The 26,507-nt window shown below is 59.2% G+C and carries 23 protein-coding genes and 4 pseudogenes; 8 read left to right on the plus strand and 19 right to left on the minus strand.

Annotation, left to right across the window (positions count from 1 at the left end; all coding sequences use genetic code 11):
• Positions 1-214: 214 nt before the first annotated feature.
• Positions 215-466: a GntR family transcriptional regulator gene (locus RW095_RS03335; RefSeq protein ID WP_317016405.1), complete on the plus strand. Its 252-nt coding sequence runs from the start codon at positions 215-217 to the stop codon at positions 464-466.
• A 237-nt stretch (positions 467-703) separates the two neighbouring features.
• On the opposite strand, the gene lpxD is transcribed toward RW095_RS03335, so the two are convergent.
• Together lpxD and RW095_RS03345 are read right to left on the minus strand one after the other, a co-directional pair.
• Entirely contained in the window at positions 704-1,729 is a 1,026-nt protein-coding gene (gene lpxD, locus RW095_RS03340; protein WP_317016406.1) for a UDP-3-O-(3-hydroxymyristoyl)glucosamine N-acyltransferase, read from the minus strand.
• Positions 1,730-1,909: 180 nt separating this feature from the next.
• Positions 1,910-2,983 (minus strand): MlaA family lipoprotein, encoded by a 1,074-nt coding sequence (locus RW095_RS03345; RefSeq protein WP_317016407.1) that lies wholly within the window; start codon positions 2,981-2,983, stop codon positions 1,910-1,912.
• Positions 2,984-3,793: 810 nt separating this feature from the next.
• Here RW095_RS03345 and RW095_RS03350 point away from each other — a divergent pair.
• A pseudogene (locus tag RW095_RS03350) lies at positions 3,794-3,997 on the plus strand (IS5/IS1182 family transposase); the annotation flags it as partial.
• A gap of 566 nt (positions 3,998-4,563) precedes the next feature.
• On the opposite strand, the gene RW095_RS03355 reads toward RW095_RS03350, so the two are convergent.
• Entirely contained in the window at positions 4,564-5,349 is a 786-nt protein-coding gene (locus tag RW095_RS03355; RefSeq protein ID WP_317016722.1) for a TniB family NTP-binding protein, read from the minus strand.
• Positions 5,350-5,357: 8 nt separating this feature from the next.
• Between RW095_RS03355 and RW095_RS03360 the strand changes: the two are divergent.
• A pseudogene (locus RW095_RS03360) lies at positions 5,358-5,504 on the plus strand (IS6 family transposase); the annotation flags it as partial.
• A 469-nt stretch (positions 5,505-5,973) separates the two neighbouring features.
• Positions 5,974-6,918, plus strand: coding sequence for a cupin domain-containing protein (locus RW095_RS03365; RefSeq protein WP_317016408.1), 945 nt, complete (start codon positions 5,974-5,976; stop codon positions 6,916-6,918).
• Here the strand turns inward: RW095_RS03365 and RW095_RS03370 are convergent.
• The 4 genes from RW095_RS03370 to RW095_RS03385 form a co-directional block, all read right to left on the minus strand.
• Complete coding sequence (locus tag RW095_RS03370; RefSeq protein WP_317016410.1) at positions 6,915-7,868, minus strand: LysR family transcriptional regulator; 954 nt, start codon at positions 7,866-7,868, stop codon at positions 6,915-6,917. The genes RW095_RS03365 and RW095_RS03370 overlap by 4 nt on opposite strands.
• 404 nt (positions 7,869-8,272) lie before the next feature.
• Positions 8,273-8,827 carry a thioredoxin fold domain-containing protein gene (locus RW095_RS03375; protein WP_317016411.1) on the minus strand — a complete coding sequence of 185 codons (555 nt, stop codon included), beginning with the start codon at positions 8,825-8,827 and terminating at the stop codon, positions 8,273-8,275.
• 491 nt (positions 8,828-9,318) lie between these two features.
• Entirely contained in the window at positions 9,319-10,326 is a 1,008-nt protein-coding gene (locus RW095_RS03380; protein WP_317016413.1) for a sterol desaturase family protein, read from the minus strand.
• 70 nt (positions 10,327-10,396) lie between these two features.
• Positions 10,397-11,407: a YVTN family beta-propeller repeat protein gene (locus RW095_RS03385; RefSeq protein WP_394365038.1), complete on the minus strand. Its 1,011-nt coding sequence runs from the start codon at positions 11,405-11,407 to the stop codon at positions 10,397-10,399.
• Between the two features lie 923 nt (positions 11,408-12,330).
• Between RW095_RS03385 and RW095_RS03390 the strand changes: the two genes are divergently transcribed.
• Positions 12,331-12,774: a universal stress protein gene (locus RW095_RS03390; RefSeq protein WP_317016414.1), complete on the plus strand. Its 444-nt coding sequence runs from the start codon at positions 12,331-12,333 to the stop codon at positions 12,772-12,774.
• Between the two features lie 200 nt (positions 12,775-12,974).
• The gene (locus RW095_RS03395) at positions 12,975-14,267 is read left to right on the plus strand and encodes an MFS transporter (protein WP_317016416.1); all 1,293 of its coding nucleotides are present in this window, start codon (positions 12,975-12,977) and stop codon (positions 14,265-14,267) included.
• Here RW095_RS03395 and RW095_RS03400 read toward each other — a convergent pair.
• Together RW095_RS03400 and RW095_RS03405 are read right to left on the minus strand one after the other, a co-directional pair.
• Complete coding sequence (locus RW095_RS03400; RefSeq protein WP_317016417.1) at positions 14,264-14,548, minus strand: hypothetical protein; 285 nt, start codon at positions 14,546-14,548, stop codon at positions 14,264-14,266. The two genes, RW095_RS03395 and RW095_RS03400, sit on opposite strands and share 4 nt — an antisense overlap.
• A gap of 289 nt (positions 14,549-14,837) precedes the next feature.
• Positions 14,838-15,455, minus strand: coding sequence for an FMN-dependent NADH-azoreductase (locus RW095_RS03405; RefSeq protein ID WP_317016419.1), 618 nt, complete (start codon positions 15,453-15,455; stop codon positions 14,838-14,840).
• 256 nt (positions 15,456-15,711) lie between these two features.
• Between RW095_RS03405 and soxR the strand changes: the two genes are divergently transcribed.
• The gene (gene soxR / locus RW095_RS03410; RefSeq protein ID WP_317016725.1) at positions 15,712-16,155 is read left to right on the plus strand and encodes a redox-sensitive transcriptional activator SoxR; all 444 of its coding nucleotides are present in this window, start codon (positions 15,712-15,714) and stop codon (positions 16,153-16,155) included.
• Positions 16,156-16,347: 192 nt separating this feature from the next.
• On the opposite strand, the gene RW095_RS03415 is transcribed toward soxR, so the two are convergent.
• The 4 genes and pseudogenes from RW095_RS03415 to RW095_RS41210 all read right to left on the minus strand — a co-directional run.
• The gene (locus RW095_RS03415) at positions 16,348-18,144 is read right to left on the minus strand and encodes an alkaline phosphatase D family protein (RefSeq protein WP_317016420.1); all 1,797 of its coding nucleotides are present in this window, start codon (positions 18,142-18,144) and stop codon (positions 16,348-16,350) included.
• Between the two features lie 1,008 nt (positions 18,145-19,152).
• Positions 19,153-19,650 (minus strand): hypothetical protein, encoded by a 498-nt coding sequence (locus tag RW095_RS03420; protein WP_317016422.1) that lies wholly within the window; start codon positions 19,648-19,650, stop codon positions 19,153-19,155.
• 494 nt (positions 19,651-20,144) lie between these two features.
• Complete coding sequence (locus tag RW095_RS03425; RefSeq protein ID WP_317016423.1) at positions 20,145-21,017, minus strand: hypothetical protein; 873 nt, start codon at positions 21,015-21,017, stop codon at positions 20,145-20,147.
• Between the two features lie 55 nt (positions 21,018-21,072).
• Positions 21,073-21,297, minus strand: a pseudogene (locus tag RW095_RS41210) (hypothetical protein); the annotation flags it as partial.
• A gap of 346 nt (positions 21,298-21,643) precedes the next feature.
• Here RW095_RS41210 and RW095_RS03445 point away from each other — a divergent pair.
• Positions 21,644-23,182, plus strand: a pseudogene (locus RW095_RS03445) (IS3 family transposase).
• A gap of 42 nt (positions 23,183-23,224) precedes the next feature.
• Here RW095_RS03445 and RW095_RS03450 read toward each other — a convergent pair.
• The 6 genes from RW095_RS03450 to RW095_RS03470 form a co-directional block, all read right to left on the minus strand.
• Positions 23,225-23,443 carry a hypothetical protein gene (locus RW095_RS03450; protein ID WP_317016428.1) on the minus strand — a complete coding sequence of 73 codons (219 nt, stop codon included), beginning with the start codon at positions 23,441-23,443 and terminating at the stop codon, positions 23,225-23,227.
• A gap of 74 nt (positions 23,444-23,517) precedes the next feature.
• Positions 23,518-24,054, minus strand: coding sequence for a hypothetical protein (locus RW095_RS03455; RefSeq protein WP_317016429.1), 537 nt, complete (start codon positions 24,052-24,054; stop codon positions 23,518-23,520).
• A 17-nt stretch (positions 24,055-24,071) separates the two neighbouring features.
• A complete protein-coding gene (locus RW095_RS03460; protein WP_317016430.1) occupies positions 24,072-24,356 on the minus strand; it encodes a hypothetical protein in 285 nt (94 codons plus the stop codon).
• A gap of 914 nt (positions 24,357-25,270) precedes the next feature.
• Positions 25,271-25,582 carry a sensor histidine kinase gene (locus RW095_RS41215; protein ID WP_394365068.1) on the minus strand — a complete coding sequence of 104 codons (312 nt, stop codon included), beginning with the start codon at positions 25,580-25,582 and terminating at the stop codon, positions 25,271-25,273.
• A gap of 168 nt (positions 25,583-25,750) precedes the next feature.
• Positions 25,751-26,068: a histidine kinase dimerization/phospho-acceptor domain-containing protein gene (locus RW095_RS41220; protein WP_394365039.1), complete on the minus strand. Its 318-nt coding sequence runs from the start codon at positions 26,066-26,068 to the stop codon at positions 25,751-25,753.
• A gap of 37 nt (positions 26,069-26,105) precedes the next feature.
• The gene (locus tag RW095_RS03470; RefSeq protein ID WP_317016431.1) at positions 26,106-26,393 is read right to left on the minus strand and encodes a DUF4148 domain-containing protein; all 288 of its coding nucleotides are present in this window, start codon (positions 26,391-26,393) and stop codon (positions 26,106-26,108) included.
• Positions 26,394-26,507: the final 114 nt, after the last annotated feature.

Genomic DNA, 26,507 nt, shown 5'->3' on the forward strand with positions numbered 1-26,507 from the left:
CGTGCTAGGTCACTCATCGCCTCGCGTGGCAATTCGTTGATTTGAGGAGCCCGTTCCAGTGGACATGCTGCGAACGGGCTTTTTTGCATGACGGCAAGAACAGTGTGGCGATCGCGCGACTGGGTGGCACTCACGAGCGTAGCGATCGCGGAGAAAATCCGTTACCCCCCGCGGGCATGAAACGATAGTAAGTCGTTATTCCTGGAAGACCAGCATGAACAATTCCATTTTTCAGCTCGCCCCATGCGCCGGCCCCGCGTACCTGGCTTTGGCCGATGCCGTCGAACTGGCCATCCTGACGGGATCCGTTCAAGCCGGGGACAGACTTCCTCCACAGCGCATGCTGGCTGATTTCCTGGGGCTACATGTAAATACAGTCAACAGGGCTTTGCGCGAAACGAGGAAGCGGGGGCTCACCAGCGGCAACAGGCGCCATGGAACTTTGGTACTTGCCTCATCGCTATAAACGCCTTTATCCCGTTGAATAGTTTAAGCCGCAAAAGCCATAGGGTTCTGTCGCGGCAAGGATGGCGAGGCAAAGAAAGGTCGATAAGATGTGGACTGCTTATGCCTATCCCCCGAAGCGGAGGGAGTTCTCCATCACATCAGGGCCAGAAATATTAACGAGTCAGGCCCCCGCCAACGCCTAGAACCTGGCGACGACATTGGCACGTTCCGCGCTCTTCAGTGACAAGGCCGACACTCACTTTGGCCGACGGACCATGCGCTTAAGCGTAGCTACTTGTCGAAAAAACTCGTGCCGCGGTTGCGCTGGGCTTCCGAGCAGGATGGCTGCCGCGGGCACGTCCGAGATAACGCCGGCCTGAGCGCCGATCTGTGCGCTACGTCCGATGCGCAGATGACCGGCCATAGCTGCCTGGCCGCCCACCTGGACAAAGTCCTCCAGCACCGTTGACCCCGAGATGCCCACCTGGGCAACAATGACGCAGCAGCGGCCAAGGCGTACGTTGTGTCCAATCTGGACAAGATTATCGAGTCGGGACCCGGCCCCGATCACCGTGTCCTGGATCGATCCGCGGTCTATCGTGGAATTCGAGCCAATCTCGACGTCGTCCCCGATGATGACCCGCCCAAGGTGCGGGATAGTCAGGAACCCGGCCTTCGTATTCGCAAAGCCGAAGCCCTCCTGCCCGACGCGAACCCCCGGGAGGAGACAGACGCGCGCTCCGAGCAGCGCGTGACTGATAGTGGCATGGCTGCCGATCCGGCAATCCTCTCCGACCACGACCCCGCTGCCGATGTTCACATAGGGGCCGATCCGGCATCTCGGCCCGACCTGTGCGTGCCCCTCGATGCAGGCGAAGGCGCCGATCTCCGCCGTTGGATCGACGAGAGCATTGGACGCCACGAACGCCGTCGGATGGATGCCGGGGCTAGCGGGAGCCAATGGATGGAACAGCGCGGCAACTCGCGCCCAGCCCTCGTACGGTGCCGTCGTGATGATGGGGGTCGCTGAAGGCGGCACGCGGTTCACCATGTCAGGATGTACGATCACGGCACCCGCACCCGTCGTCTCAAGCAGCGAGGCATATCGGCTGTTGTCTAGGAAGCTGACCTCGTTCGACCCCGCGGTTTGAAGCGGCGCAACTCCGCTCAGCACGTGGTCGGACTTGGCCGCGATTCCATTAATAGCGGCGGCGACCTCAGTGAGGTTGTAGGGTCCGCTCCGAGTGTAGAAACGCGCGTCGACAAAGAACTTGCTGTTCATTATGTATCTCCTTGTTTTTTAGCTCGGCTGTGCACGTTAGATGTCGCGTAGCACATCACGTGCTTCTTTCACAGAGCAAATCATCGCCATATCTTTCATTGCCGGACCACGTGTGCATCCCAACCCACGATTTGCGTTGAAGTGGGTGTACGTTGCCAGGTTCACTGGCGTGAATACCACTTACCTCGGCAGCGGGTTCGGCAAACTGTAATAACGACCCGGCGGCATCATCTGTAGACCTGGGACGGTCGACCCAGCAGTGCTGGAGGCGCCTCGAGGTGCGCTCGCAGCAACAGGCATGGGAGCACCTGTGCTGGACTGTCCAGCCGCTCCGGACGCCGGTGTGCTTATGCTGGCTGGGCCTGTATCGGGGCCCGAGTCGTCGTTATAGGCCGGCGGAGGCGGAATGCCGTCGGAGATCAGATATTGGCGACGCTGCAGATACGCGTCTCGTACGAACGAATACTTGTCGAGGGCAGCGCCCGCCAGAAGATCCTCCGCGCCGAGCAGCGATGCGCGCACGCTGACGACCCGCACGCCATAAAGGGTCGTGCGGACCCATATCGGCTGGACGAACGTTGTCAGATCAGCTTCGAACTCGACGAGCATCCCCGCAGTATCACGCACGGTGCTCGGACCGAGCAGCGGCAGAACGAGATACGGCCCCGGCGGCACGCCATAGTGGCCGAGCGTCAACCCCAAGTCGGCCGTGTGCTTTGGCAGTCTCGCTATCGTCGCGACGTCGAACAGGCCACCGACACCAAAGACCGTATTGATGGCGACGCGCATGACATCTTCGACGCCATCGGTAATTTTCAACTGCAGCAGATCGTTGGCAGCCGTGTACACGTCGCCGATGTTAGAAAAGAAGTTCGTAACGCTGTCCTGCACCGGCTGCGGCATTGCCCGTACATACGCCTGAGCGACCGGCTTCAAGGCGTACTGGTCGACCTTGTCGTTGAACGTGAAGACAGTACGATTGAGCTCCTCCAGTGGATCGCCCTTGGTCGGCGTCTGTACCGTCGCGCAGCCCGCGAGTACCAGTGCTGCCGCCACAGCCATCCCTGTGGCGCGTATCGTGGTCGTTACTGCTCTCCTGATTTCGCCGGGACACTGGCTTCTGGCTGGATACCTGACGATGCATAACATCCAATACACCGCCGGCATGCCTGGCGGACGATGCTTGAAGCGTCGGTGCACCCAGTAATATTGCTCGGGAAGCTTCAGGATCTGTTCCTCAAGAAATTCATTCATGCGACGCGCATCAACCACGTCACTTCCAGACGGGAAACGGCCGTCAGCGTACAGGCGGGAACGCCGAAGGGATGCGCCGTGGCTGCGCAAGGAGAAACCCTCCACGGGCAGCTCGGCAGCACGAACGCCCGCTCGATGGGCCGACCCGCTGCTCGGAACGTTTCCGTTCGCGAAATGAACCGCTAACACTACAGCGTAGGAGCAAGCGATTGGTTACCAACACAACATACAAAGTTACTGAATCTAACGGCAGATGCAGTCGATCGTGAAACGCTTGACACAGATGCGGCGGCAACGTGCCTTGAATCCGACAACTGATTGGATGATGCTGCATCGGCGCGAAAGCGTGCCGGAGTAACTGATGCCAGGCGTGTCCACCGTCGGAGATCTCCCCGATCGACGTGCGCGGCTGCGTCACGCGATTGACGACCGACGTGCGAACCGAATACCGCGCCCCGCCACTGCAGCGCCAGCAAGGTATCGCGCAACGGCACGAGCGGCAGGTCGTGCCAGAAGATGCGCGCATATTATTTGGCGCGCTCTCGCTCTGCTTTGGGCCGATTATGCTCGTTCGAGACCCTCGAAAGCGGATACTCGCGAGAGGTCATATTCCGTGAGGCATGAAGGACCGTTACGGCCGATGACGCGACTGACATGATCCGCGCACGAAGGTCCGTTATCTGGCAAAGCCGCCGTTCGAACGTCTGCGTGAAAAAAGCGTGGGCCAACGTCCCTAGATGGCCCAGATTGTGTCAAAACGCCTTTTTGAAGCGCTAAGATTCTTCATCCGATAGCGAAGGATGAAGCGAGATGAAGCGGTTCGTTCAAGGCGACAGTCGCACACAAAGCTTTCTTCTCCCCGAAGCACTTGACGACTACGTGACGGACACAAATCCCGTGCGCGTAGTCGATGTTTTTGTAGATGAGCTCGATCTTCAGAAGCTCGGGTTTGAAGGTGTCGAACCCGCGCTGACCGGTCGGCCTTCGTATCACCCGGAGGTGATGCTCAAGATGTAGGAGTTCACAATCAATGCTAGCGGTGCCCACAGGAGTGCTAGCAATGTTCATTAATACTGCTAGCGTAGTGTTTTGCTCAGCCTAAGCGGTGGGCATCGATAACGTGATATCGCCCGCAGCGCAGCGTCGAAATTGGGAGCTCTGGCGAGAATCGATTGCGGAACTGTCTCGAGCAGGCTGTGGTGCACCCGGCAGTAGTCGGCTGACGGATCGAGCCACTCCCTCTTCCACCGTGATGCAGTGACATCGGCGTCGTTCAGAACAAGACATCTAAAGCAATACACCAAGTACTTCTGGTCGAAGACCCACTCATGCGGCGTCTGGATCATGTCCAGAATACCGTCGTTGAGCCGCGCCACGCGAGATAGACGGCTCAGAGTTGGGGATGGAACTGGGGAAAGAGGATCCAGCCGCCTTTGGTCAGGCCAGGCATCGCCAGCCCGGTGCCCGATTCCCAGATTTTGTCCACGCTCGTCTGATACCGCGCCGCGATTCGACCCAACCAGCTACCAAACGCCTCTTCCAGGAAGGGGCGAGGTGCGATGGGCCACGGCCTGTGGGTGTCAGACATGTGCGCGGGCAACTCGCTCAAGGTGAGCGATATCGATGCACTCGTCACCGTTCCTGATCGCCAACTCTGCTGCATCGTTGAGGATCGTAGATATGGCGCCAGTCAGCCCTCCGCTTATCTCAAGAACGACCTGGACAATCTCACGTCGCGACAGATTCGATGGTTTTCGTAGCGGCAAGACTTTCTCAAACGCAGCCATGAGCCTGCGAAGATTTTCGCTTTCCCTCCACCTTGGGATCTCGAACGGTCTGTAGCGGCTGATCATCTGTGAATCAGTCTGAAGCGCTAGAACGGCATCGCGCGTACCGACAAGGACCATGCTAATCTGCAGATCGTTGGGCAGGTATTTCCGAAGGTTCAAAGAGGCGCGTTGCTCACGGTACGTTCCAGCGAGCAGGTGATGAACCTCGTCTACGATTAGCATCTGCGGCGACATCCGCCGCAAGATGTCGCGAGCGAGCCGCTCGAGTGTGGCCAGCCCCGCAGCGGGGTTATGTGGCGCACCGAGCTCAAAGAGCAAGCCGGAATAAAAGCGGTGCTGATCGGGGGTGGGAGGCATCTGTACGCTCACGACCGGACACCGCTCTACCCCGGTTCTCTCGTCGAACTCGCTGGGGTGCGCTCGCCTGAACTTGGCCGTTATCTTGATTTTCCCGATGTTCGAGTCGCCGTGCAGCAGAAGACACGGCATGCGCTCACGTCTCGGCGTCTCATAGAGGGCTCTGTTGCAAATAGGGTCGGCGAATCGGTTAGAGTTGTCGGAGCAAAACGAACTGATGACCCGCGATGAGCAAGCTGAAGAGTCTGGAGGAGTTGTTCGGTGGACGCCATTTTGATCGGGAGATCATCATCCTGTGCGTTCGCTGGTATCTGCGCTACAAGCTCAGCCTGCGCGATCTGGTGGAGATGATGGCCGAACGGGGATTATCGCTTCATTTGCAATACCTCCGCTGCTCTCAGATTCTAGGTGTTGCATCGACCGGTTGAATCCGCCGCCGAGCTGCGTCAGTCCGCTCGTCAAATCCGTCGCCCGAAACCGGCCAGTGGATTGCGCTGCCTCGAAGCGGCCAGTCGCAGGGTGCTCACGACCCCGAGCGGACGATTAATGTCGGACGACAAACGTCTGCTGTCACTAAGATTGCGGCCCTTCAACACGCCATTGTTGACGTCGCTTCCTATGCGAACCGGGGTCGACGACGAACTGCCGCACCGGCCCCATCCCGAACAACCTGCGGCGTCCCCGAAGCAGACGCACGGTGTACCCCTTTGCGCAAAGGTGATTTCGATTCCCGGCACTTCTGAGGCCAGCGACCCGCGCCTATAGTCGGATCAGCTTTCGGACGCTATCCCCAACTGCATGAGGGGACCCGCACGAAGCTTCCCTAATCTGAAGGAGCAAAACATGTTGACCAAGACGTCCCCGGCGCTTCTCGCCGAACCAGCTGTCGCGACCCTGGACGCGCAATACTTCGAGTACACGTCGTCCGCCAATCCGATCGGCGCGAAGCTCATCTCCGGCGTGCCTTTCCGCAATTTCCCGCCTTCGCTGTACGCGGACGGCGCAACCCGAGTCGTGCCGCTCGACCTCTCAGCGGAGTTGGGTTGCCCCGGCCCCGCGACCGGTCCCGGCTTGAGCGCCAGCTTCCTGCGCATCAACGCGGGGGACGCATTGACGCTCGCCCCGAACGCGACCTCGCAGGTTTGCTACGTCATCAGCGGAACCGGCAGCGTCACGCAGGCTGAGACCCGCTTCCCGTTCGCGCAGGGCGATTTCTTCACCCTACCAGGCGGCGAAGCCGCTGTGCTGTCCGCCGACGCGACGGCCACGCTCTATTACGTCAACGACGCGCCGCTGCTCACCTATCTCGGCACGACCGGCGTCCGGGCGCGTTTTGCGCCGACGCTCTATCCGGCCGCCCAGGCGCAGGCGGAATTGCGTAAGGTCTCGGAAGAAGCCAATGCGGGCCGCCGAAACCGCATCAGCGTGCTGATGGGCAACGCCAACTTCCCGCAGACGCGAACGGTCACGCATGTGTTGTGGGCCATGTTCGGCATCGTGCCGCCCAACTCAATGCAGAAGCCGCACCGCCACCAGTCGATTGCACTCGACTTCATCGCCGGGGGCACGCCAGGCGTCTATACGCTAGTCGGTACCGAACTGGACGAGAACGGCAATATCGCGAATCCGACACGCGTCGATTGGGAAGCCGGGATGGCGTTTGTTACACCGCCGGGATACTGGCATGCACATTTCAATGAAACGAACGAGAACGCCTATGTGATTCCGATCCAGGATGCCGGCTTGCAAACCTGGCTCCGCACGCTCGACATCCGCTTCGCCCGCTAAGGCCGAAGCGCCTGTGCGAGTCCGTCGTCCCAGTACGGCGGCTCGCCAATCGCCTCGGCGTAGAAATCCACGAAGGCGCGTACCTTGGACGATACGATTTTCTTCGGCGGGTAGACCGCCCAGACCGCTGGCTCGGCTCGCCCCGTGCGCGCCTCCCATTCAGGCAGCGCGTGCTGCAGGCGCCCTTCGCGCAGGGCCGTAGCCGCAAGCCAGGTCGGCAGGAGAGCAAGGCCGCAGCCGGCCACAGCGAGTTCCAGCACGGCTTCGGAGTCGTCGGCGCGCAAGCGCCCTTGCAATTCCACCTGCACCTGCTCCGGCGATGCCTGTGCATCTGCGGTGCAAGTGAAAGACCATTTGTCGTCGGGCAGCAGGGCCAAGCGAAGCGCATCGTGCGCGGCCAGATCTTGAGGGACACGAGGCATCCCGCTCCGCTCGAAATACGCCGGGCTGCCGCAGACGATACGACGATGCGGCGCAATGCGTTTGGCCATCAGTGACGAATCCGGCAACACGCCGATACGGATCGCCACGTCAATGCCAGCTTCGATCATGTTGAGCTTTTCGTCGGTCGACACGATATCGAGGTCGATGTCAGGGTAGCGCGTCATAAACGCTGGAAGATGCGGCACGATATGCCGGCGCCCGAATGCCGGCGGCATCGTGATTCGCAGCACGCCTTGCGGTGTGCGATTCAGTGACGACGTAACCTGGCGCGCGTCATCGAGCGCCTGCAGGGCAACCATGGCGTGTTCACGAAATAGCTTGCCGCCCTCCGTCAGGACGAGCCCCCGCGTCGACCGGTTAAACAGGGCAATGCCCAGATCCTTTTCCAGCTCACTAACGTAGCGCGAGATGGTCGAGGTCTTGACTGCCATCTCATGGGCCGTCTTGCTGAAGCTCTGCAGTTCCGCTGCGCAAACGAAGGCCCGTACCGCGGCAAAATAATCCATGGCATTTCTGACGCGAATTGAGCGTTCTGCAAGGAGCTTCACGAAGTGAGGACCGGAACCCGCGAAACGCTCTGTCCGCGGGACCTTGGCGCATGCGCGCGAACCGGATAATCCGGATTTGCTTAGGCGGGTAGTGTACTGGTACGGCGCTGCTAACGTGAAGAGGAGCCGATCGCAGCGTCAAAGCCATAGTGTTGAAATGCGAAAGTCCGCTTCACGGGAACGTTCGGCCGCTGGTTACAGGTCCGCGAGTGTCGCTTGTTGGCCGCTCTCAGCCGATTGCGACTGGTGCATGTCGAGGCAAAAAACCGTTGCAAACAATTTGGCCAGTTCGAGGGGAAGCGATCCTCGCAGAGGACCCCGAACCGCCGCATTGCCGCCTTCGCACCACGTGCGAATGATATTTAGTGGAACCGTTGCAAAGACGGATCGGTAATCGGTTGTTCCGGCAGATTCAGCATAGTCGGCAATGAGTTCAAAGGCGGCAAGCCGCTGACATCTGCCCACCGGCCGCCGCTCGTCATATAAATGATCGTCGGCGTGCCATCGAAGCCGAAGTCTCGAAACATCTTTGCATTGCCGCTCAGCTTCGTTTGCGTCGCAGACGGCACCTTTTCCAACGGCTTGATGCCACCGGATTCGTCCTTCTCGGAGAATTTCATCTCGAGTTCACGCATCAATGCCGGACCATCCTGCGCCTGGAGCAACGCGGCGGCCTTGCCTGGCGAATCCGGTTTCAGGAAGCCCATCGGGATCCAATGCACCTGCAACCCGACAGCCTCGTACGGTTGGAATGCTTTCCACGCGTAATGACAGAATATGCAGTTCGGGTCCATAAAGACGTAGATCGTCGATTTGACGTTTTTGCCCAAAGCACCCTCGACGATCGCCGGCGCGTTCTCGAACGTCGCGGCAGTTGACGCAGGCAGGTAGTGTGGCGCCGGCTGCTCCGCCGCCACAGCAAAACTAGACAACACAACCGCGACCGCGGCAACGACATGTCTTACAGGTTTTAACATGAAGCAATTCCATTCGATACGAGATGAACTCTATAACTGCGTATGTTCGTCGATTGTCAACGATCTTGGAGTTGATGTCGAACGGCCGCAACTGGCCGAGGTTGTGTGAAAACGCATGCTGAACGTGACGTTCAAAAAAAACGACCCTTCAGATCGCGCCATATCGGCTTCGCGATACTTCGGGAAGGGCAAAGCGACACCCGAAAACCGAGTAGTTTTGCGTTTTCACACGGCCTCGACCCACTGGAGACATCCGGGTGCGACTCACGACCGTCCGCTGCACCATCCAAAGCCGTCGATTACAAAACGTGCGTAACTCCGGGCGCGCCGACCAGGGACCGACGGCGCTGTCGGGTTTCTTTTAACCCGGTCGCAAACATGCGACATAGCTCTGTGCGACCGCAGTAACAAGCTGCACGGGTCAGCTGCACTCACTCCACGTCACCACCCGCGTAATTCCTTTGCCCGCGCAGACGCTTCACAATTCGGCCAAACGCGTGCCACTGCTGCGCGATCAATCCGTCGCCATACGAACGCCCTGAGCCATGCGGCACGGGTAGCTGCTCGCGGATGCCGGTCGGCTCGACGGCGGGGTTCCATGAAACGGTGCGGAACATCATGTCCCACCATGGAAACAGCACGCCGAAATTGCAGCCGTAAACCGTGCCTTCATGGCCGTAGCCCACCGCGTGGTGGCGGCGGTGAAAGATCGGACTGACGATGATGCGTTCGAGCAACCAGCCATACGGCAGGCGTGCATTGACGTGCTGGATGCTCTGCATGAAGTTGCTGACCGCGACCAGCACCACGAACTGGTTCGGCTGCACGCCGATAAACAGCGAGATCGCCGCGAAGAACGCTGCCTGGATGATGTCGTCGAGAAAGTGGTTGCGGTCATCGGCCCACAGCGACATCTGCTGCTGGCTGTGATGCACCGCATGCAGCTCCCACCACACGCCGAAACGATGCTGCCAGCGGTGATACCAGTAGCCGGCGAAATCGAGCACGACCAGGTAGATCAGGAACGACACGACTGGCTGATCCGTTACGCCTGGCCAGAGGCTGTCGATATCGATGTTCGGTATGCCGTAGATCGAGATCAGACTCTGCCAGTGATTGAATAGCGGCTGCAGCATGAAAAAGAACGCAACGTTGATGATGCCGAGTTTGACGATCCACGTGTAGATCACGTCGGCGCGCAGCGCCTTGCGATCCTGCCACTGCTCGACGGGGCGCAGCGCTTCAAGCGGCCGTAAAGCGAGATACATCACGACGATTTCCAGCACGCCGATGATCACCCAGTACAGTGCGTCGTAGGTGTCTTCGTCGTAACCCATCAGGCCGAAGCGATAGAAAAACGGCTGCACGACGTCGACATATAACAGCGTCTGCAGTACGGACACCATATTGTCGAGTTGGGCGACGATTTCATGAAACATCAGAATCCTCGTGCTTTAGCAAGTTCCGGCAGTACTCATGTAATGGCAAGTTTGTGACGACTTGCCCAGCCTAGTCTGGATTGGGCGACACGACCTGCGCGCGGTTGTAGAAATAGATGCCGTGCGGTGAACGGCCCACCGCAATAGTGTCGATCAGCTTGCGCGTGGTCATATCGATGATGCCCACATGCTTCGCGAAACGGAATCCCACCCATAGATAGCGCTTGTCGGGAGTTAGTTCCATGTCATCGGGCCCGGCCATCAGGCCGGTGATATCGCCGGCATTGGTGAGCGTGGTGTAGTCGATAATGCTGATCGTGCTTTCGACGCGATTGGACACCACCACATGCTTGCCGTCGTCGAGGTTGCGGAAGTTGTGGGCGCCACGGCCCGTGTGGATCTTCTTGACGATCTGCTGCTTGTGCCAGTCCACCACCGTCACGTCGTCCTCGCCGGTCATACCGACCAGCAGGTAGCGGTCGCCGGGTGTCATCCACAGACCTGCGGGTTCATTGCCCACGTGCATCTTCCAAAGCACTTTCTGGGTCGGCAGATCGATCGCCGCGAGTTCGCCGGAATCCTGCAGCGTGACGAACACGGTGCGGTTGTCCGAGGCGAATGTCATGTGGCTAGGCGTCTTCGCCAGTTCGATATGCTTGACCAGCGCCATATTCGTGCCGTCATAGCGATAGATGTCGACGCGGTCCATGCGCAGCGCGGCCGTGACGAACCACTTATGATCCGGAGAGAAGCCCAGTTGATACGGGTCTTCGATGTCCTGCACAGTCCGCTGCACCTTACCGGTGTGCGGGTCGACAAACATCAGGTTGTTCGACACCGAATCAGCAACGATCAGGGAGCCGCCGTCGGGCGTGATCATCAGATGGTGCGGTTCCTTGCCGGTCGGCTCTGTGCCGACAACCTTGTGCGTGGCCTCGTCGATCAGCGTCAGTTGCGCTCCAGCAGAATCGAGCACGATCACGTTATCGGCGGCATTCGCGCAATTCGTTATGGCCAGCATGCCGCACAGCGACGCGGCGAGCACTCCGATCCTTGTAATGGAAATGATAGAAGATGGCATTTGGATCGTATTCACGCGGAAAAATACATTGAGGTGTAATGTAATAAAAATGTCGGACGTTCGTCGGGTGGCAGACGCGGTCGAGACTGCTACCTAACGTTTGTACCACCGCTGCCGATGACATGACAGCCGAAGCCAGATGCAGAAATTGCCGGGAAACCAGGCAGTCGAACCATTCGGTTTTCTGTGTTCACGAGGCAAGCCGTTGCCCAGTTTATCTCGCTCGACCAGTGAAGGTCGGCTTCCAAAATACCAGGAGTGGCTCTTACAGGAGTAACGGCCTGTCGACTTCGGCTGACGACGGTCAATCCATGGCCGATGGACTCTGCTTGACGCAACCGGCCGTAGTCGACCCTTTCCCTCCGGACAGATCAAAGCTGTGGACGGCGGGTTTTCAGGGTGGAACAGCCACTTGCCCATTCGCTTTGGCCGACGCGTGTCGGCGTTTGGAACCGGCACACAACAGGGATTCGCGACATTGCCTGCTTTGCCGTGAAACGGCGAGGCGCTAGCAAAGCGCCGCCCGCGAACAAGACTCTGGGGACCGGCGGTCCGGAAGAGCTAGAAACTGGACCGACGGAGAACCGCCGATATCGCTCCGGCGATTGCTGCCGCGCGCGTCACGGTGGGCGCAGGCATGTTTTTCATATTCACTGCGGCGACGGCGATCGACATACTCCATGTTGAATGCACACGACTGGCTCCTTTTAGCAGGCAGCAGATCGAAGCAATTCCGCGACTGACGCTTCATGGCCCGGCCGCTGCGCTCCGTGGAGGACCGTAGCCGACGCCCCTCTCGTTGGCTACGGGGCAGGCCCGTCTCGGGAAAATAACAAATCGGTAATCGACGTGACACTGTTCGGCAAACGAGGTGATGGAGAATAGAAGCGGCCTTGAACCCTACAGGCGGCACAAACATTGCCATGACCCAGTCTGGATCGATTTTGGTTTACTACGACGGCTCAGCCGAGGCCAAGTGTGCACTTGAGCGCACCGGCAAACTGGCTTCGTCCTGCGGCAAAAGAGTTCACGTGCTCGTAGTCACCGATACCGTCTCGGCAATCGCATCGAGTGCGGGAATGCTGAGTGGCGCCGCATACAGCGTCATGGTGGGAGCGACATCCGTCATTCTCGACGAAGCGGTGCTTCACCTCACCGCCCAAGGGACGGTCCCGCGCGGCCATGCTTCCCAAGGCGACGTCGTCGACGCCATTACCCGCCACGCCGCGCTTGTTGACGCGGACATGATCGTCGTCGGTTATCGCAGACTGCGCGGGCTCGCGAAATGGTTGAGTTTACATCCGACGCTCGACCAACTTGTCGAGCGCTCGGCCGGGCGCACGGTCGTGGCCGTGCCGGTGGCGTGACGTCAAACGCGGAATAGTCTGCTGTCGTCGAGCATGGCCCGCCCCAGAGATAGCTGCGCAATCGCGAAAGGCGCGTCCCGTGAGCCGATGTTGGGACGTTGCGCGCCTGCCGCCCTCGCAGGATCCGCCGCATCCACGTACGGAACGCTTTGACGTGATGCACGAAGATAACGATTCTCTTGGTTCAATTTGACGCTCGCATGAATACCACCGATTCACACCAGATTCCGTTTGTCCCGCATCGTCCGCTGGCGGGTAGCGACCACCGGACGCTTTTTCTCGCCGCGCTCGGCGGTGCGCTCGAGTTCTATGATTTCGTCATTTATGTATTCTTTGCGGCCGTAATCGGGCAACTGTTCTTCCCGCAGTCAATTCCGGACTGGCTGCGCCAGGTACAAACTTTCGGCATTTTTGCCGCAGGCTACATCATGCGTCCACTCGGTGGCATCATCATGGCGCATTTTGGCGACCTGATCGGCCGCAAGCGCATGTTTACGCTGAGCGTGCTGCTCATGTCGTTGCCGACGCTGCTGATTGGACTTTTGCCGACTTACGAGAGTCTCGGCGTAGCCGCGCCAGTGCTCTTGCTGCTGTGCCGCGTGCTGCAGGGTGCGGCAGTCGGCGGCGAAGTGCCGGGCGCGTGGGTATTCGTCTCTGAGCATGTGCCGCAGCGTCACATCGGATACGCGTGCGGAATGCTCACCGGCGGGCTGACGCTGGGCATTCTGCTCGGGTCATTGTTCGCTTCGGCGCTCAGCCACCACTATTCGCATGCTGAGATCGTTGCCTACGCGTGGCGGTTTCCGTTCCTCATCGGCGGCCTTTTCGGTCTTCTTTCTGCCTTCCTGCGCCGCTGGCTGCACGAGACGCCCGTATTCATCGAAATGCAGCGGCGCAAGTCGCTGGCCGCGGAAGTGCCGCTCAAGACGGTGCTGCGCGATCACGGCGGTGCCGTACTCGTGTCTATGGTGCTCACCTGGACGCTGACCGCAGCGATCGTCGTCGTGATCCTAATGACGCCAACTCTGTTGCAAAAGCGCTTTCATATCGATGCAGCAACCGCGCTGCAGGCGAACGTCGTTGCGACTCTCGCCCAGACGATTGGCTGCGTCGTTGCTGGTCTGATTGCAGGGCGCTTCGGCGCAGCCCGTACGATCTTTGTGGGCTGCCTGCTCCTTGGCTCGTCGTACTCTCTGATGTGCAAGCAGATCATGGTCGATCGCTCGTCGCTTATGCCCCTCTATGCGATGGCCGGTTTCTTTGTCGGTGCGGTGGCGGCCATTCCGGTCGCGATGATCAAAGCTTTCCCGCCCGTCGTGCGCTTCTCGGGAATCTCCCTCTCGTATAACGTCGCGTACGCAGTGTTCGGCGGGCTGACGCCGGTGGCCGTGTCGCTGATGTCGGCGTCAAACCCGGCCGCGCCCGAACTCTATGTGTCGGTGCTGTGCATCGTCGGCGCACTCGCGGGATATGCGTTGCGCGAAGCCCGCTAAAGGCGGAGCGTTCGACGTGAGGCGCGTATCCCCATCGCGACATCAACGCGTATCCCGAGGCCGCGAGCAACGGTCGCTATCGAATTCGCGAGCATCGCCCCGTACGCACCGATCCACTTCTCCATCCTTTCCAGCAGGTGATCAAAGATCAGTTCAGTAGCCAGAGAAGCCTCTTTCCATGCCCGGCATTCCACGCTAAGTGCATGCGTCGCAGCCGCGATCGTGGCCGCCGCGGCCGGCTTCGGATTCGTGTATTCGGGCGTGTACGACGTGTCGGCCATGTCCGGACATAACCCGCTCGTCGCGTGGCTGCTGCATTGGCAGCGGAAAAGCAGTGGATAAGCCACGCGGTTACAGCTCGCTACTACAAGCGGCTGTTGTGGCTGACCTACCGGTCATTCGAAAAAGCGGCGTGACCGTCTTTTCATGGCCGGCTATGGCCGGAGGCGGATGTCGCTGCACGACCTGCAAGGGACGGTCGCAGATGCGCAAAGCAGCCGTTCAGATGGGGTGCGCTGGGCGCTTTGCTACGAAATGACTGGCGCGGCCGACCTGATTAGTGCGGCGCCCTCATCGATTCCAGCTATCAGGCGACAGAATCGCATCGATCTGCGATTCTGCATCGGCTTGAGCCTTCGAAACGGCTTCCGGGCCATAAGCGATGCCTTCGGCGTAGACGAATTGCACATCCGTCATACCGAGGAACGCGAGCATGGTTTTAAGAAACGGCACTTGGCTGTCTGAGGGACCGTCCTTGTGAATCCCACCGCGTGCGAGGGCCACGATGACTTTCTTGTTTTTGAGGAGGCCTTCCGGACCGCTTTCCGTGTAGCGGAATGTGACCCGCGCGCGGGCAATCGCGTCGAGCCAGCTTTTGAGTTGAACGGTCACGCCGAAGTTATACATTGGTGCGCCGATCACTAACACGTCAGCGCTTTGTACTTCTGCAATCAATGCATCGTCGATGGCTACTCGAGCAGCCTGTTCGGCATTACGTTCCTCCGGGGCGGTGAACAAAGCAGTAAGGGCAAACTCATCGATATGTTGGAGCGGTGCGCTGGCGAGGTCGCGGCGGACGACTGTCGCGCTGAGCGTCGCCATTTGCAGCCGAGATACGACAATGTCAGCGAGGCGGGTTGATTCCGATCCAGTGCTACGTGCGCTGGAATTAATTTGCAGAATGTTCAATTTAACTATCCTCTAGCAAGCTTCCCTGTTATGGGAGAGCTTTACAGTTCCGAAACGCGATGCGTTGGCCCCGTGCAAGTCCATCAAGTGCGACAGGTTGCACGGCACGCTCTCTGTACCCCTTGCAGCATCGGCAATCGCTCTGCCGTGCGTTCGTCCTTGGAAGTCGCGGAAAGAGGTGCAGGAGTGTGTTATAAAACCTCAACCAAGGTTGAGGTCAAGGGCTATGTCTGAACAAATTACATCCACGCAGCAAATGACCGTTGGGCAAATCTCACGGCGGAGTGGCGTTCCCGTGTCCACATTGCACTTTTACGAATCGAAAGGGCTTCTTAAGCCGACGCGGACCGCAGCGAATCAACGGCTCTACAGTCGCGGGATGCTTAGACGGATCGCGATCATCAAGGTGGCGCAACGAGTGGGCATCCCGCTCGCTGAGGTCGGGGAGGCGCTGGCAGTCTTGCCAAATGATAGAAAACCCACAGCCGCGGAATGGACTCAGGTATCGACGAAATGGGCCGGCGTATTGCAGCAACGGATAGACACGTTGGTCCACTTAAAAAGCGATTTGGAGTCTTGCATCGGATGCGGATGTTTATCGCTTGGTGAATGTCCCTTAGTAAATCCGAACGATCATCTTGGTAAAGAACAGTCGGGGCCGGTCTTGCTGGAGCGAAAAAACGGAGCGAAAAAACTCTGAAGGCAAAAGGAGTCACCCTGCGACGACAATCCGTAGTCCGAGGACATCACCTGATCGAATTACGTTTCGCTCTATATGGCTGGCTCCAATGCCCGGATTGTCGACGATTCGTGTGGCAACATCGAGGGACCGTTACTGGCCGACTGCCGTCGTCCGGTGACCCATACGCCCTTGACCCAAAAGAGCACAATTTCATCCGCCGCCGTCGTCCGCAGCGGAGCGCGCGGGATGGACCGCCAGCATGTGGCTCGAAAACCCTTTGTCCTGCTCGAGCCGCCAGGTCGCCCACAGGCGTTTCGTTTGCTCGTCGAGTTCGATCGCGAGCCAGTTCCGGCGCGGCGCGAGACGCGTTCCCGCGCCGGGCAGTTCCATCATCTGCAGCCGATGCTCGGAGTCGATCACCTCGCCGGCTTTCGCTTTGTGCTCCATGTAGGACAGAAAGAAGAAATCCGCGACGCCCGAAGGCGCCGGATGAACGACCGCCGAACTCGTCAACTGATTGAGCCTCCGCGCGTTGTTCGTGGTCGCATCGTTCGCTTCAACCACGCCCCACGCGGCCAGGTGAACGTCGCCGGACACCATCGTCACGCGACGCTTGCGCGGGCCGTCCGCAAACGCGATCAAGTTTCGAACGAGACGCTTGCGCTGGCCTTCATGATCGTCGTTGGACCAGTGATCGCGGACGTCGTCGGACAAACCTTTTGTGACACTTTCGCGCGACATACCAAAGCTGAAGATCGCTTCGGCGAGGCGGATCTTCGGATGCGCAACCGGCACGCTGCTGATGAACAGCAGATGCTCGACCGCATCGGGTAGCGTCGTGAGCCATTGCGTCATCGCGTCCCACGTCGCGCCACCGATCACCTGCGATTGCGAGCGTTCAGTGCGCAGATCCGGCACGAGTATGGCGAGCGATCCGAACACTCCCGCATGCGAAAACCCGGGCTGCCGCGGCAAAAACGGCGGAGCGTACGGGTCTTTCTTCACCACCTTGTTCCAGTCGATCGGATCGAAGCGCGGAAGTCGCGTCGGATGATCCGGAAGCGCCAGCGGCGGCAGCAGTTCGTCGGGCATCTGCAACTGGTATACCCAGAAGTTCCGGCGCGCCGCCGCGAACAGTGCGCGAAACACGGGGCTCGCCTGTAGTTCCGGACTGTAAGAACCCCAGCCGTCAAAAATATCGTGGTCGTCCCACATGATCAGTGTGGGGATCGTCGCGAGCGCGCACGCGACATCGAGTGTGCCGTCATACGCATTCGCAGGCCACGGCGCCTTGCCGCGCGCATAACGCCATCGGTTGATGTACAGCTCGAAGTAGTAGCGCTCGATGTCGTCGGCCAGTTTCGCGTCCACCGCAAAGCCCGACTGGTCCGCGACCGGCAGATTGCTCCAGTTCTTGAGCGCTTCGATGTCGTCCCAGATCGAATCCATGTAGATCTGGTCGCCGCCCATCAGCATCGCGTGAAAGCGCAGCGGGGTGCCCTTGTCGAACAATACGGAATTGACCCAGGCCTGATGCTCGTCCCAGTCGCGCTCGTGGGCCTTGAGCAGCGCGCCGTCGTGATTCGTGATCAGGTCGGACCAGACATTCTGCGCGTCGTGTTGCAGATCCTTGATCGCGTTCGCCGACGAAAATCCGTTGCACGACACGTAATTGAAACGCGGCGCCTGGTCGACTGCGGGAACAGGAAAGCGCCACGTTGCCGTGCCACCGAACGAATACGCGACGACCTGATCTTTAGCCAGTTGCTTGACTGGGATCGCGTAGCGCAGCACCTGCACGTCGTTCGTTTTCCGCAGCGCGCGCGGCGCGGTCGGATCGGCCTTGCCGTTGACGGTGAGCTTCGGCGGCACGGCATCCGCGCGAATGACGATCAGCACCGTGACGCGCCACACAGCCGGCGCATCGGCCGTCGCGGCCCGCAGGCCGAGCACCGGGCCCATCAGCAGATCGTCCTGCGCAGGTGCCTTTTTCTTTGCGGTGGCCATTGTTCACCTCGTCGTGTTGCCGTCGCAGGGTCGCGCTCGTGATTGGGCCGGTCGGACGGCGGGATGGACGCGCGCCTCAGTGGCGCGGTTAGCCGATGAAGATTAGTGCAGCGCGCGACGATGCACGCATCAGGACGAACCCTGACAAATGCCTTTCCGTCGCAAGCCGCGATGGGTTCTTGAAAAAGGTGGGATATTTTTGCAGCAAGTGCAGGGAAATGCTTTACTCACAAAGTGCAACCATACGCTTTGTAACAGAGCCGACGTCGAGTCGGCTCTGTTGTATCTGAACGCAATTTTGAAGGTCCAAGTTCGACCCACTTTTGCCGGTCGACCCGGTGTCCCCTCAACGGCGGTTTCCAAGGGATACTGTTGAAAAAGTCGCTGGTCGTCTATTTCATGAGGTTTTCAGGGGTCCTCTTACCCTTGGGCGGCATGTGCGAGCGGCTTATAGGCCGATCTGAGAGGTCAATATTCGCGCAGAACAACTGCTAAAACCTCCTCGGCGACTTTTTCAACAGTATCAAGGTACAACGACCGTTCGCGCGGTCCGATCCGGCCGCCCTGTGCGGGGTCGATCAGCAAAGTGCTGAGTAGAAGCGATCGGAGCGCCCGCTTTTACAGCCCCCGAACTTTTAATCCGTTGGTCGCTTGTTCGAATCCCGTTCGACCTACTAAGAGATTCAAGGACTTAGCTTCGGCTAGGCCCTTTTCTTTGCTCCGCAAACACGGAGCACTTAACCCACTCAGCCGGCGGATCGGCCGGAGTCAAGTCTCCGTGGGCACGCATCAGCACCGCGATGCCAATGTTCCACCCGGCCTCAAAAATCTTCATCCGCTCGTCCGAACTCACCTGCTCCGTGCCCAGCCCGTTCCCGTACCGCACTGGGTCAGCGTGACGTTTCACATAGAGAATCTGCTCTTCGGTGAATCCGTAGTGTGTACGGAAATTTGTCCATTTGAGCCTTTTGTCCGTGATGGACGACGTCCGAGATGCATGCTCCTGTATCAGCGTCTCGATTGCGCGGTAACAAAGAATCCAGTGTCCGTTGAATTCCTGAGCGCCTCGCGAAAATCACCGAGAGCGCGGCGAAAGAACCATGTGGACGGCGTCGACATCAGATTCAACAGATGCCCCATGGTCAAGCCTGCGTCGGTCGCGAGCTTCTCCAGAGCCGGCACGTCAACCCCAAAAACCCTATCGTCCACCAAATCTGGGGCCACGAACTGCACAATCTCAACTGCGTATCCACGCGCGAAAACAAAACCGACAGCACCGAGCACCGCTCGCGCCGAGTCCTCGACCAAGTTCCGAGCGGTGAAAACGTTCTTGATCGCCGTTGGCGTGATCAAGCGGCCGAAAAGTTGGCCAGCAAAGGCTTGGATATATAAGACACCCGCTGGAACGTCGTCACCTGCGCTCACATGGAAGGACACGTTTTCCAAGTTGATGCCGGCGCGCTCCGGAATCACACGGCCCGTAAAATAATACGTAAATTCGCTCATGCCCTCTCGTCTCCTGATATCGCACGTCGTCAGTTCAAATCGTTACCGCATCGGATCAACCTTATCGCCCTTCCGCTCTCGCACGCAGTGCTCCGTCATCTTCAAAGAACAATGCGCAAGCTGACGCTGCGCTGCGCGAATGTTGCCAGAAAATTCCGTCTTGTCCGTGCCAGCCTTCGCGCACAGATCCCCGAAACTGAAACCAGTCTTTGTCCGCTCGAGCTGCCAACATCGTGAATTGACCAGCCGCTTCCCGGGTGGCAGCGACGTCTGAATGTCCAAGCAGCGGAGTGGACGAACGGCCCTTCACGGCCGATCAGTTCCGAACGCGGATGTCGCTGGTCGACCCTTCTCCGCCGCTCGCGCTGCTAGTGACCGAATGACGTTTTCCGGGGAGTACATCGGTCGTTGCAGTTCAAAGCGAATCTCGCGAATCACCGCAACGCGCGACATGCGTGACTCTTATGCAAGCGTCGGCGCGAGCGGGATACAGCTTAGTGTCTGGCGACCTGCCAGGCGAGAACAGGGTACGTGGCTCCGGGCAACATCACCCAGGCGGCATTCGGACCGAAGTCCCAGCCGGCAAAAGTCGCCGGGTTGCTCATCTGGGCAGTAGTGAGTCCATTCGAGGCCGGCAGGTTGCCGCCGCTCGTCGGTTGTCCCGTTGTCTGTACGTTCCAGTAGACGTCGCTCCCCAATCCACCGCAACTCGCGCAGACACCGCCAACCTGCCGCGATACCGACCTCGCCGGACCTGCCACGAAGGACTGCGTCACCGTTCCGCCGTTGAACCCGACGAGTCCGCCTGCTGGTCCATGCGAGCTGAGGCCAGAGACTGGACCGATCGAGTATGACTCGGTAATCGTGCCTTCGTTAGTGAGAACCAGCCCGGCGGCAGTACCATCGGACGCCACCGTGGCGCTGCTGCCGGAGCGCTCGATCAGCCCGTAGTTAGTGGCGACGAGCCCGGCGAATGAGTCGCCTGCATCGCTGCCTTCGGAGACGATAGACCCGGACGTAAAGACGTTGGCGACCGTTCCATGATTGTGGATGGCCAATATCGCGCTCCCGTCGAAAAAGAAAACCGTGGTGCCCACCTTCGAGTTGACGTTCACGTTGCGCACGACGCCGTTCGCGCCAATATCGTTGAAAACCGCGTCGAACTTCGGAGAGAGGCTGGAAATCGTATGCCACATGCCGTCGAACTGGCCGCTGAACGCCGAATTGGAAGCGAAACCGAGCGTTGTGAACGTAGAACCACTCGCATCGATGTCCTTGCCGAGTGCGTAATTGCCGGCAAGATCGTTCTGGATGTTCTGCAAGTCCGTGACCGAATTGACGAACTGGTAACCAGTTATCTGCGTCACGAGCCCGCTGTAGGGCGGAGTGCTCCAGGCGGAATTGGCGATGAGCGTGCCGGGGCGTCGCGCCCGAACCGTTGTCGAACGTCACGCTGTTGTGCCTGCCGATCGAGAAACTGTTCCAGTCAATCACGCCGCGCGTCGAACCCGGTTGCGTGATCACGAGACCATTCCCCTGGCTGGCTATCGTGCCCGTGCCGGCGACGTATGTGCCGCCTTGCGGAAGCACACCCGGCGCGAGCGTCGCATGGGCAAAGCTCGAATACCTTATTTTTGTACTTTCCATTCACCAGGCGCAGTGGGCAATCCAGCTTGGCTTTGGCGACGTCAATTCCGCAATGAAACGAATGCATGCAACATCCTCTGATGATCTACCTTGTGAATGCGGGCTGCCGGCCAAGCCGGGCCAAAGATACTGTCCGATCTGTTTCGGAGGGTGAGCGGCTGCTGCAAAGATCTATTGTCCTGGCTCAAGGCCAAAGTTGTCGCAGGCATCCAGCCGCTCGATCCTGGGGTGCCCCCCAAGAACTGCTGAGCGAATCCGATCTTCTTACATCATCGAATCCGTCACAAAGAAATCATACAAGTTGTCGCCTCTGAATTTTCTCAAATTGAAGAGCCAGAGGTGCAGGTTGAAGGAAAAACAAACGTATTCTGTCGAGTTCAAGGAGCAGGCGCTGTCGAAAGTCCTGCAGCGCGGAAGCCGCACCGTTGGATCGGTGGCCGACGAATTGAACATGAATTTACTGACATTAAGGAAGTGGATGAGAGGTAGTGCCGCTGCGAACCGGAGCTCAGACTCCGGACATGCAAAACGTCCAGAAGACTGGTCGCCGGAAGAACGGCTGCTGGCTTTGCACGAGAGCCACGGCCTGGTCGACGAAGCACTGAACGCGTGGTGTCGTGAGCGGGGGCTGTTCGCTCATCATGTCACCCAGTGACGGATGGACTTTTGCGCCGGCGGCGGGACCGGCACTCGCCGTGAGAACGCCCAGGAAGTACGGGGATCTGAAGCAGGCCAATGTGCAATTACAGCGCGAATTGAACCGCAAGGAGAAGGCGCTAGCGGAGGCGGCGGCGCTGTTGGTGCTGCAAAAAAAGTATCGTGCGCTGTTCGAGGGCGAGGCCGAATGACGGGCCTTGAAGAGCGCAAAACATTGATCAGCCTGATCAGCGAGGCGACGCTGGCCGGGGCTCGCCAGGCGCCCGCGTGTGAGATGCTGGGGCTGAGCGCACGGACGGTTCAGCGTTGGCGAGGCGGCGAACCTGACGCGGTGGACGGGCGCTCGTTACGACACCACCAGCCATCTCACAAGCTGAGCGCCGAAGAACGCACCGAACTGCTGGCAGTTGCGAACTCGGCCGGGTTTGGTCATTTGCCGCCGAGTCAGATCGTGCCTCGACTGGCTGACCAGCAACGCTATATCGCCTCGGAGTCGACGTTCTATCGGGTGCTGAAAGCCGGGAAGCAGCTTGCCCATCGGCGCAGTGAACGGCCGGTCAAATCGTGCGGCAAACCACGCGCGGTTCGCGCGGACGCGCCGAATCAGCTTTACAGCTGGGACATCACGTACTTGCCGGCGACGATCCGCGGGCAGTACTTTTATCTGTATCTGTTTATGGACGTGTTCAGCCGCAAGATCGTCGGCTGGCAGGTCTACGCCGAAGAGAGTAGCGTCCAGGCCAGCGAGGTGCTCAAGGATCTATGCGCGCGTGAGGCGATACAGCCCAACCAGGTAATTTTGCACGCTACCTTGCAGGCCTTGGGCGTGATGCCGTCGTTGAGTCGCCCCAGCGTGAGCAACGACAACCCCTATTCGGAATCGCTGTTCAAAACGCTGAAGTACCGCCCCGCTTATCCGTTAGAGGCGTTCGATACCCTGTTCGCAGCCCGCACCTGGGTTGCAGAACTGGTGCGCTGGTACAACCACGAACACCGCCACAGTGCGATCCGTTTCGTGACACCGGCCCAGCGCCATGCGAATCTTGATCATGACATCCTCGAGCGCCGCAAGGCGCTCTACGAGGTTGCGCGCGAACGTCATCCGCTACGATGGAAAGGTGCCACGCGGGACTGGCAGCGCGTTAATGTCGTGCATCTGAATCCCGATCGTGCTGAGCCGACCCTCGACATTCGGCGACCTCGTAACCAGGAATTAAAAGCAGCCTGAATTCAAAACGTCGAGGCGACAACTAGCTGGAAAACTTCCGCCTCATCGTGGTTGGCGTACTGACGCTGTCACACGCGCTCCATTTTGAGGTTCAGGAAAAATCTCTCCATCACCGAATTGTCCCAACAATTTTCCTTGCGGCTCATGCCCCGTCAGCTCAGCCACTTGTCCGAACGCGTCGCGATGACGCACGGCAAAGTCTGAATCGAAGGTCGCCATAAAACGTTCCTCCTCTTCGCGCCGGTCGGGGTGGTCGATCATTTCCGTGTACGGGTAGTGCACCATCCAATGCGCGGAAATTCCAATATGGCACACGTACGCGGTTGCTTCTATCATCACGTCCGATATTTGCGGAACAGGCCGTCGGCGCTGCGATAGTCGACGAAAGGCGCCAGGTAGTATTCCTTGTCCTCCGAAGCGTTCAGGTATGCCATCAGCTCAGGCGTATCGGAAACTCTCGCCAATGCTCGCCCCGCATGCGAGCCAACGGGCCGGATGATCAACGGATAATTGATCTTGCTGACTTGCGAAAGCCCGGGGCCGCCCGGCAACAACTCCATAACGCGCGCACGGGAAATGCGTATCGTGGGCGCCATGCTGATGCCAGTCACTCCGCCCAGCAGCCTATACGCGGCTTCCCGCGCCGTACAGGCAACGCCTTCCGGCCGGTTCAGCACGCGACGGTCGGTACCGCTTGCCAGCAATGCGATCTGCGAGAGAGCGCGAGCGTTGTCGTCCGACGCACACGCGGCGACAAACATTACATCGTGGTCCGGCACATCCAGATTAGGCTCAGTCTGCGCGTCAACGTATAGAACGTCTATCTGTAAGTCCGCGTTTTCAAGCAAACATTCGAATGGAGTATTCGCCATTAGATCGCCAGGCGCCTTCAGCACCAACAGCGCCTCAACGGCGGAGAACCGGGATTCGCGTTCTTCAGCCGGTAGAGGCGGCGCATCTGCAACGCCTGCTGTTGAACCGCGAGCGCAGCCGACTTCTGGTATTTCATCTCCAGAACAAGTGACAAATCGAGTAACGCATAAGGGTGGTCGTGTTGCTGGACGTACTCGAGCAGACTCATCCCAACCGGTGTCAGGTCCTCGCCGGCCGCGGCCGCCCGGAGCAGCGTGCTCACCCCCAGTAGCTGGTGATTCATCGAGCCGGTGTCAGTCATGACTATGTCCAGCGGCATTCGAAAAAACGACGGTTCGCGCGGGCGTCCCGCCGACGTAGCCGACTTCTTCGTCAAACCAGCCTTCAGGAATGTGCCGCTCCGTTGTTGTTCCACATTCGGGCAATTGTGTCGAGTTGTCGACGACCAGCGCAAGTTCAACGCGGTTCGCTCACTGCTTCAGTACCATGTTGAATTTCCATCGATTAAAGGCTTGAGCTTCGCACTGTCGAGAGGGAGGCGATCACCGCGCGACGGGCTACCGCGCACTTGCAACAGATAGGTGGAAGCTAGATATTGCGAATTCCCTTGCCGAGGTAACGAATTCTCTAAACGTCGCCGGGTTCACTTCCTTTCCCGTGGCGTGTTCCAAACCGAGCGCCACGGCGATTATTGCAATTGCTGGATTACGCGGCCTTGTCTACGAGATTTACCGTTTCGTCATTTTGTGCTTCTTCCCGGGAGCGGCAGCGCAGGCACTGCAGACGTCTGGCTCTCAGCCGATACCCGGAACGAGCGATGATGTGGTACCGCGCTGCGTACAGCTAGTCAAAGGGGATTCTTGTGCACAAGTCCACGAAAAGTGCCCACACCTCATTTGGTCACGATGCGCCCTTGAAAGCGGCGTACAGTACCCGGCACCTTGCGGCCACTTCTTGCGCGTGGAGCGGCTTGCTTAGGTGTTGTCCGCGCCTGCGTCGGGCGGACTATTGAATTCGCACCGTTGCCATCTCCGTTGCATTTCATCATCGATTGGATCCGCCCTTCCAATTGGCGCGACCACCATATCTCAGGCGACACAGTGCAATATTTAAAAGTCGCGCCTCAACCCGTATTTGCCGCTCGATAGCCCCCTTACACAAGCCGCTCACAGGAACGTGTGCTCGGCAGCGATCGCCATACGTCGGGCACCACTGTCATTGCGGCCGAATCGGAATGAAAACAGCGGCGCTCGAGCCTGTCTGTTTCACTTCGTCAGAAAACCCAAGCCGGATATCTGCACCGATGCGTGTGGCGATCGCCTGTACGATGGACAATCCCAGGCCCGACCCAACCTGCTCGCTACCCAGCGTGCGATAGAACGGGTCAAAAACCCGGTCCCGCTCGGCCAATGGAATACCTGGCCCCGTGTCCTGGATTCGCAGCACGGCGTGCCCTTCCCCAGTCGCCACCAAAAGATCGACACGCCCACGCCTCCGGCGTATAGCGGATGGCGTTATCCACGAGATTCCTCACTATGGCAATCGCGTCCACCTCGCTGACCAGCACCTGGGCATCTTGGCCCCCTCTACCCCGATGTCGATGTGCTTGGCTTCAGCCAACGGCATCAGATCTTCCAGTACACGACGGTAGATGCTGTGGATCGATACGAGCGATTTTTGCAAGTCGGCAACGGACTACGCCCGAGCCAACGTCAGCAGTTGGTCCAGCAGGTTTCGGCCGCGCTCGATCCCTTGGCGCAGCACTGTCAGCCGTTCGCGTGCCGGCGCAGACATTTCCACGTTCGCCAGTCGGTCCGCCTGCAGCGAGAGCGCGGTCAGCGGCGAGCGCAACTCGTGTGCCGCGTCGGCGATAGAGCGGCGCTGAGATTCCATCGCCTGACCCGCACGGGCGAGCAGGCGGTTGATCGCCACAGTGAAGGGACGTACTTCGGCGGGGAGATGACTGTCTTCGATGGGATGCACGACACGTTCGCCAATCTTGTCGGCGCCCACGCAGGCGTCGGGTTTGGCATGTTGAACCATCCGGGCATCAGTTCGAGGCCGGGGCGGAATGATCCCCCGGCATCCCAGCTGTGTTCACCTCGAACGCCCCGTCCGTGCGGTGCTGGATCGCGTAGATCTCGCGATTGCGGGCGATCGTGGCTTGCGACGGCGGATAGTCGTTGTCGTGGGACGGGACCAGTCCTTCGGCCTGGGCCTGTTGCAGTTGCGCCATGACCTCCGCATGCGTCAGTCCCGGCGGATTGGATTGCGCAAATGCGGCGCTGCCGAACGACAGGCTGAGGGCGGTAACGGCAAAAGCGGTAAGCAGTTTCATGATGTCTCTCCGATGGCGTGCAAGAAATGAGTGGCCTGAACCACGCTTCACATTCTTGTCATTTCACCTGTCGGCACACTGACCTGCGGATTACGGTTCTGTTAACCGCACGCA

This window comes from Paraburkholderia kirstenboschensis, assembly GCF_032806925.1.
GTDB classification, from domain to species: domain Bacteria; phylum Pseudomonadota; class Gammaproteobacteria; order Burkholderiales; family Burkholderiaceae; genus Paraburkholderia; species Paraburkholderia kirstenboschensis.

What these genes read in the sequence shown, in the direction of transcription:
- RW095_RS03335 (WP_317016405.1), top strand. Translation starts at nt 215, where the DNA reads ATGAACAATTCCATTTTTCAGCTCGCCCCATGCGCCGGCCCCGCGTAC.
- lpxD (WP_317016406.1), bottom strand. Translation starts at nt 1,729, where the DNA reads ATGAACAGCAAGTTCTTTGTCGACGCGCGTTTCTACACTCGGAGCGGA.
- RW095_RS03345 (WP_317016407.1), bottom strand. Translation starts at nt 2,983, where the DNA reads ATGAATGAATTTCTTGAGGAACAGATCCTGAAGCTTCCCGAGCAATAT.
- RW095_RS03365 (WP_317016408.1), top strand. Translation starts at nt 5,974, where the DNA reads ATGTTGACCAAGACGTCCCCGGCGCTTCTCGCCGAACCAGCTGTCGCG.
- RW095_RS03370 (WP_317016410.1), bottom strand. Translation starts at nt 7,868, where the DNA reads ATGGATTATTTTGCCGCGGTACGGGCCTTCGTTTGCGCAGCGGAACTG.
- RW095_RS03380 (WP_317016413.1), bottom strand. Translation starts at nt 10,326, where the DNA reads ATGTTTCATGAAATCGTCGCCCAACTCGACAATATGGTGTCCGTACTG.
- RW095_RS03385 (WP_394365038.1), bottom strand. Translation starts at nt 11,407, where the DNA reads ATGCCATCTTCTATCATTTCCATTACAAGGATCGGAGTGCTCGCCGCG.
- RW095_RS03390 (WP_317016414.1), top strand. Translation starts at nt 12,331, where the DNA reads ATGACCCAGTCTGGATCGATTTTGGTTTACTACGACGGCTCAGCCGAG.
- RW095_RS03395 (WP_317016416.1), top strand. Translation starts at nt 12,975, where the DNA reads ATGAATACCACCGATTCACACCAGATTCCGTTTGTCCCGCATCGTCCG.
- RW095_RS03400 (WP_317016417.1), bottom strand. Translation starts at nt 14,548, where the DNA reads ATGGCCGACACGTCGTACACGCCCGAATACACGAATCCGAAGCCGGCC.
- soxR (WP_317016725.1), top strand. Translation starts at nt 15,712, where the DNA reads ATGACCGTTGGGCAAATCTCACGGCGGAGTGGCGTTCCCGTGTCCACA.
- RW095_RS03415 (WP_317016420.1), bottom strand. Translation starts at nt 18,144, where the DNA reads ATGGCCACCGCAAAGAAAAAGGCACCTGCGCAGGACGATCTGCTGATG.
- RW095_RS03420 (WP_317016422.1), bottom strand. Translation starts at nt 19,650, where the DNA reads ATGAGCGAATTTACGTATTATTTTACGGGCCGTGTGATTCCGGAGCGC.
- RW095_RS03450 (WP_317016428.1), bottom strand. Translation starts at nt 23,443, where the DNA reads ATGATCGACCACCCCGACCGGCGCGAAGAGGAGGAACGTTTTATGGCG.
- RW095_RS03455 (WP_317016429.1), bottom strand. Translation starts at nt 24,054, where the DNA reads ATGGCGAATACTCCATTCGAATGTTTGCTTGAAAACGCGGACTTACAG.
- RW095_RS03460 (WP_317016430.1), bottom strand. Translation starts at nt 24,356, where the DNA reads ATGACTGACACCGGCTCGATGAATCACCAGCTACTGGGGGTGAGCACG.
- RW095_RS03470 (WP_317016431.1), bottom strand. Translation starts at nt 26,393, where the DNA reads ATGAAACTGCTTACCGCTTTTGCCGTTACCGCCCTCAGCCTGTCGTTC.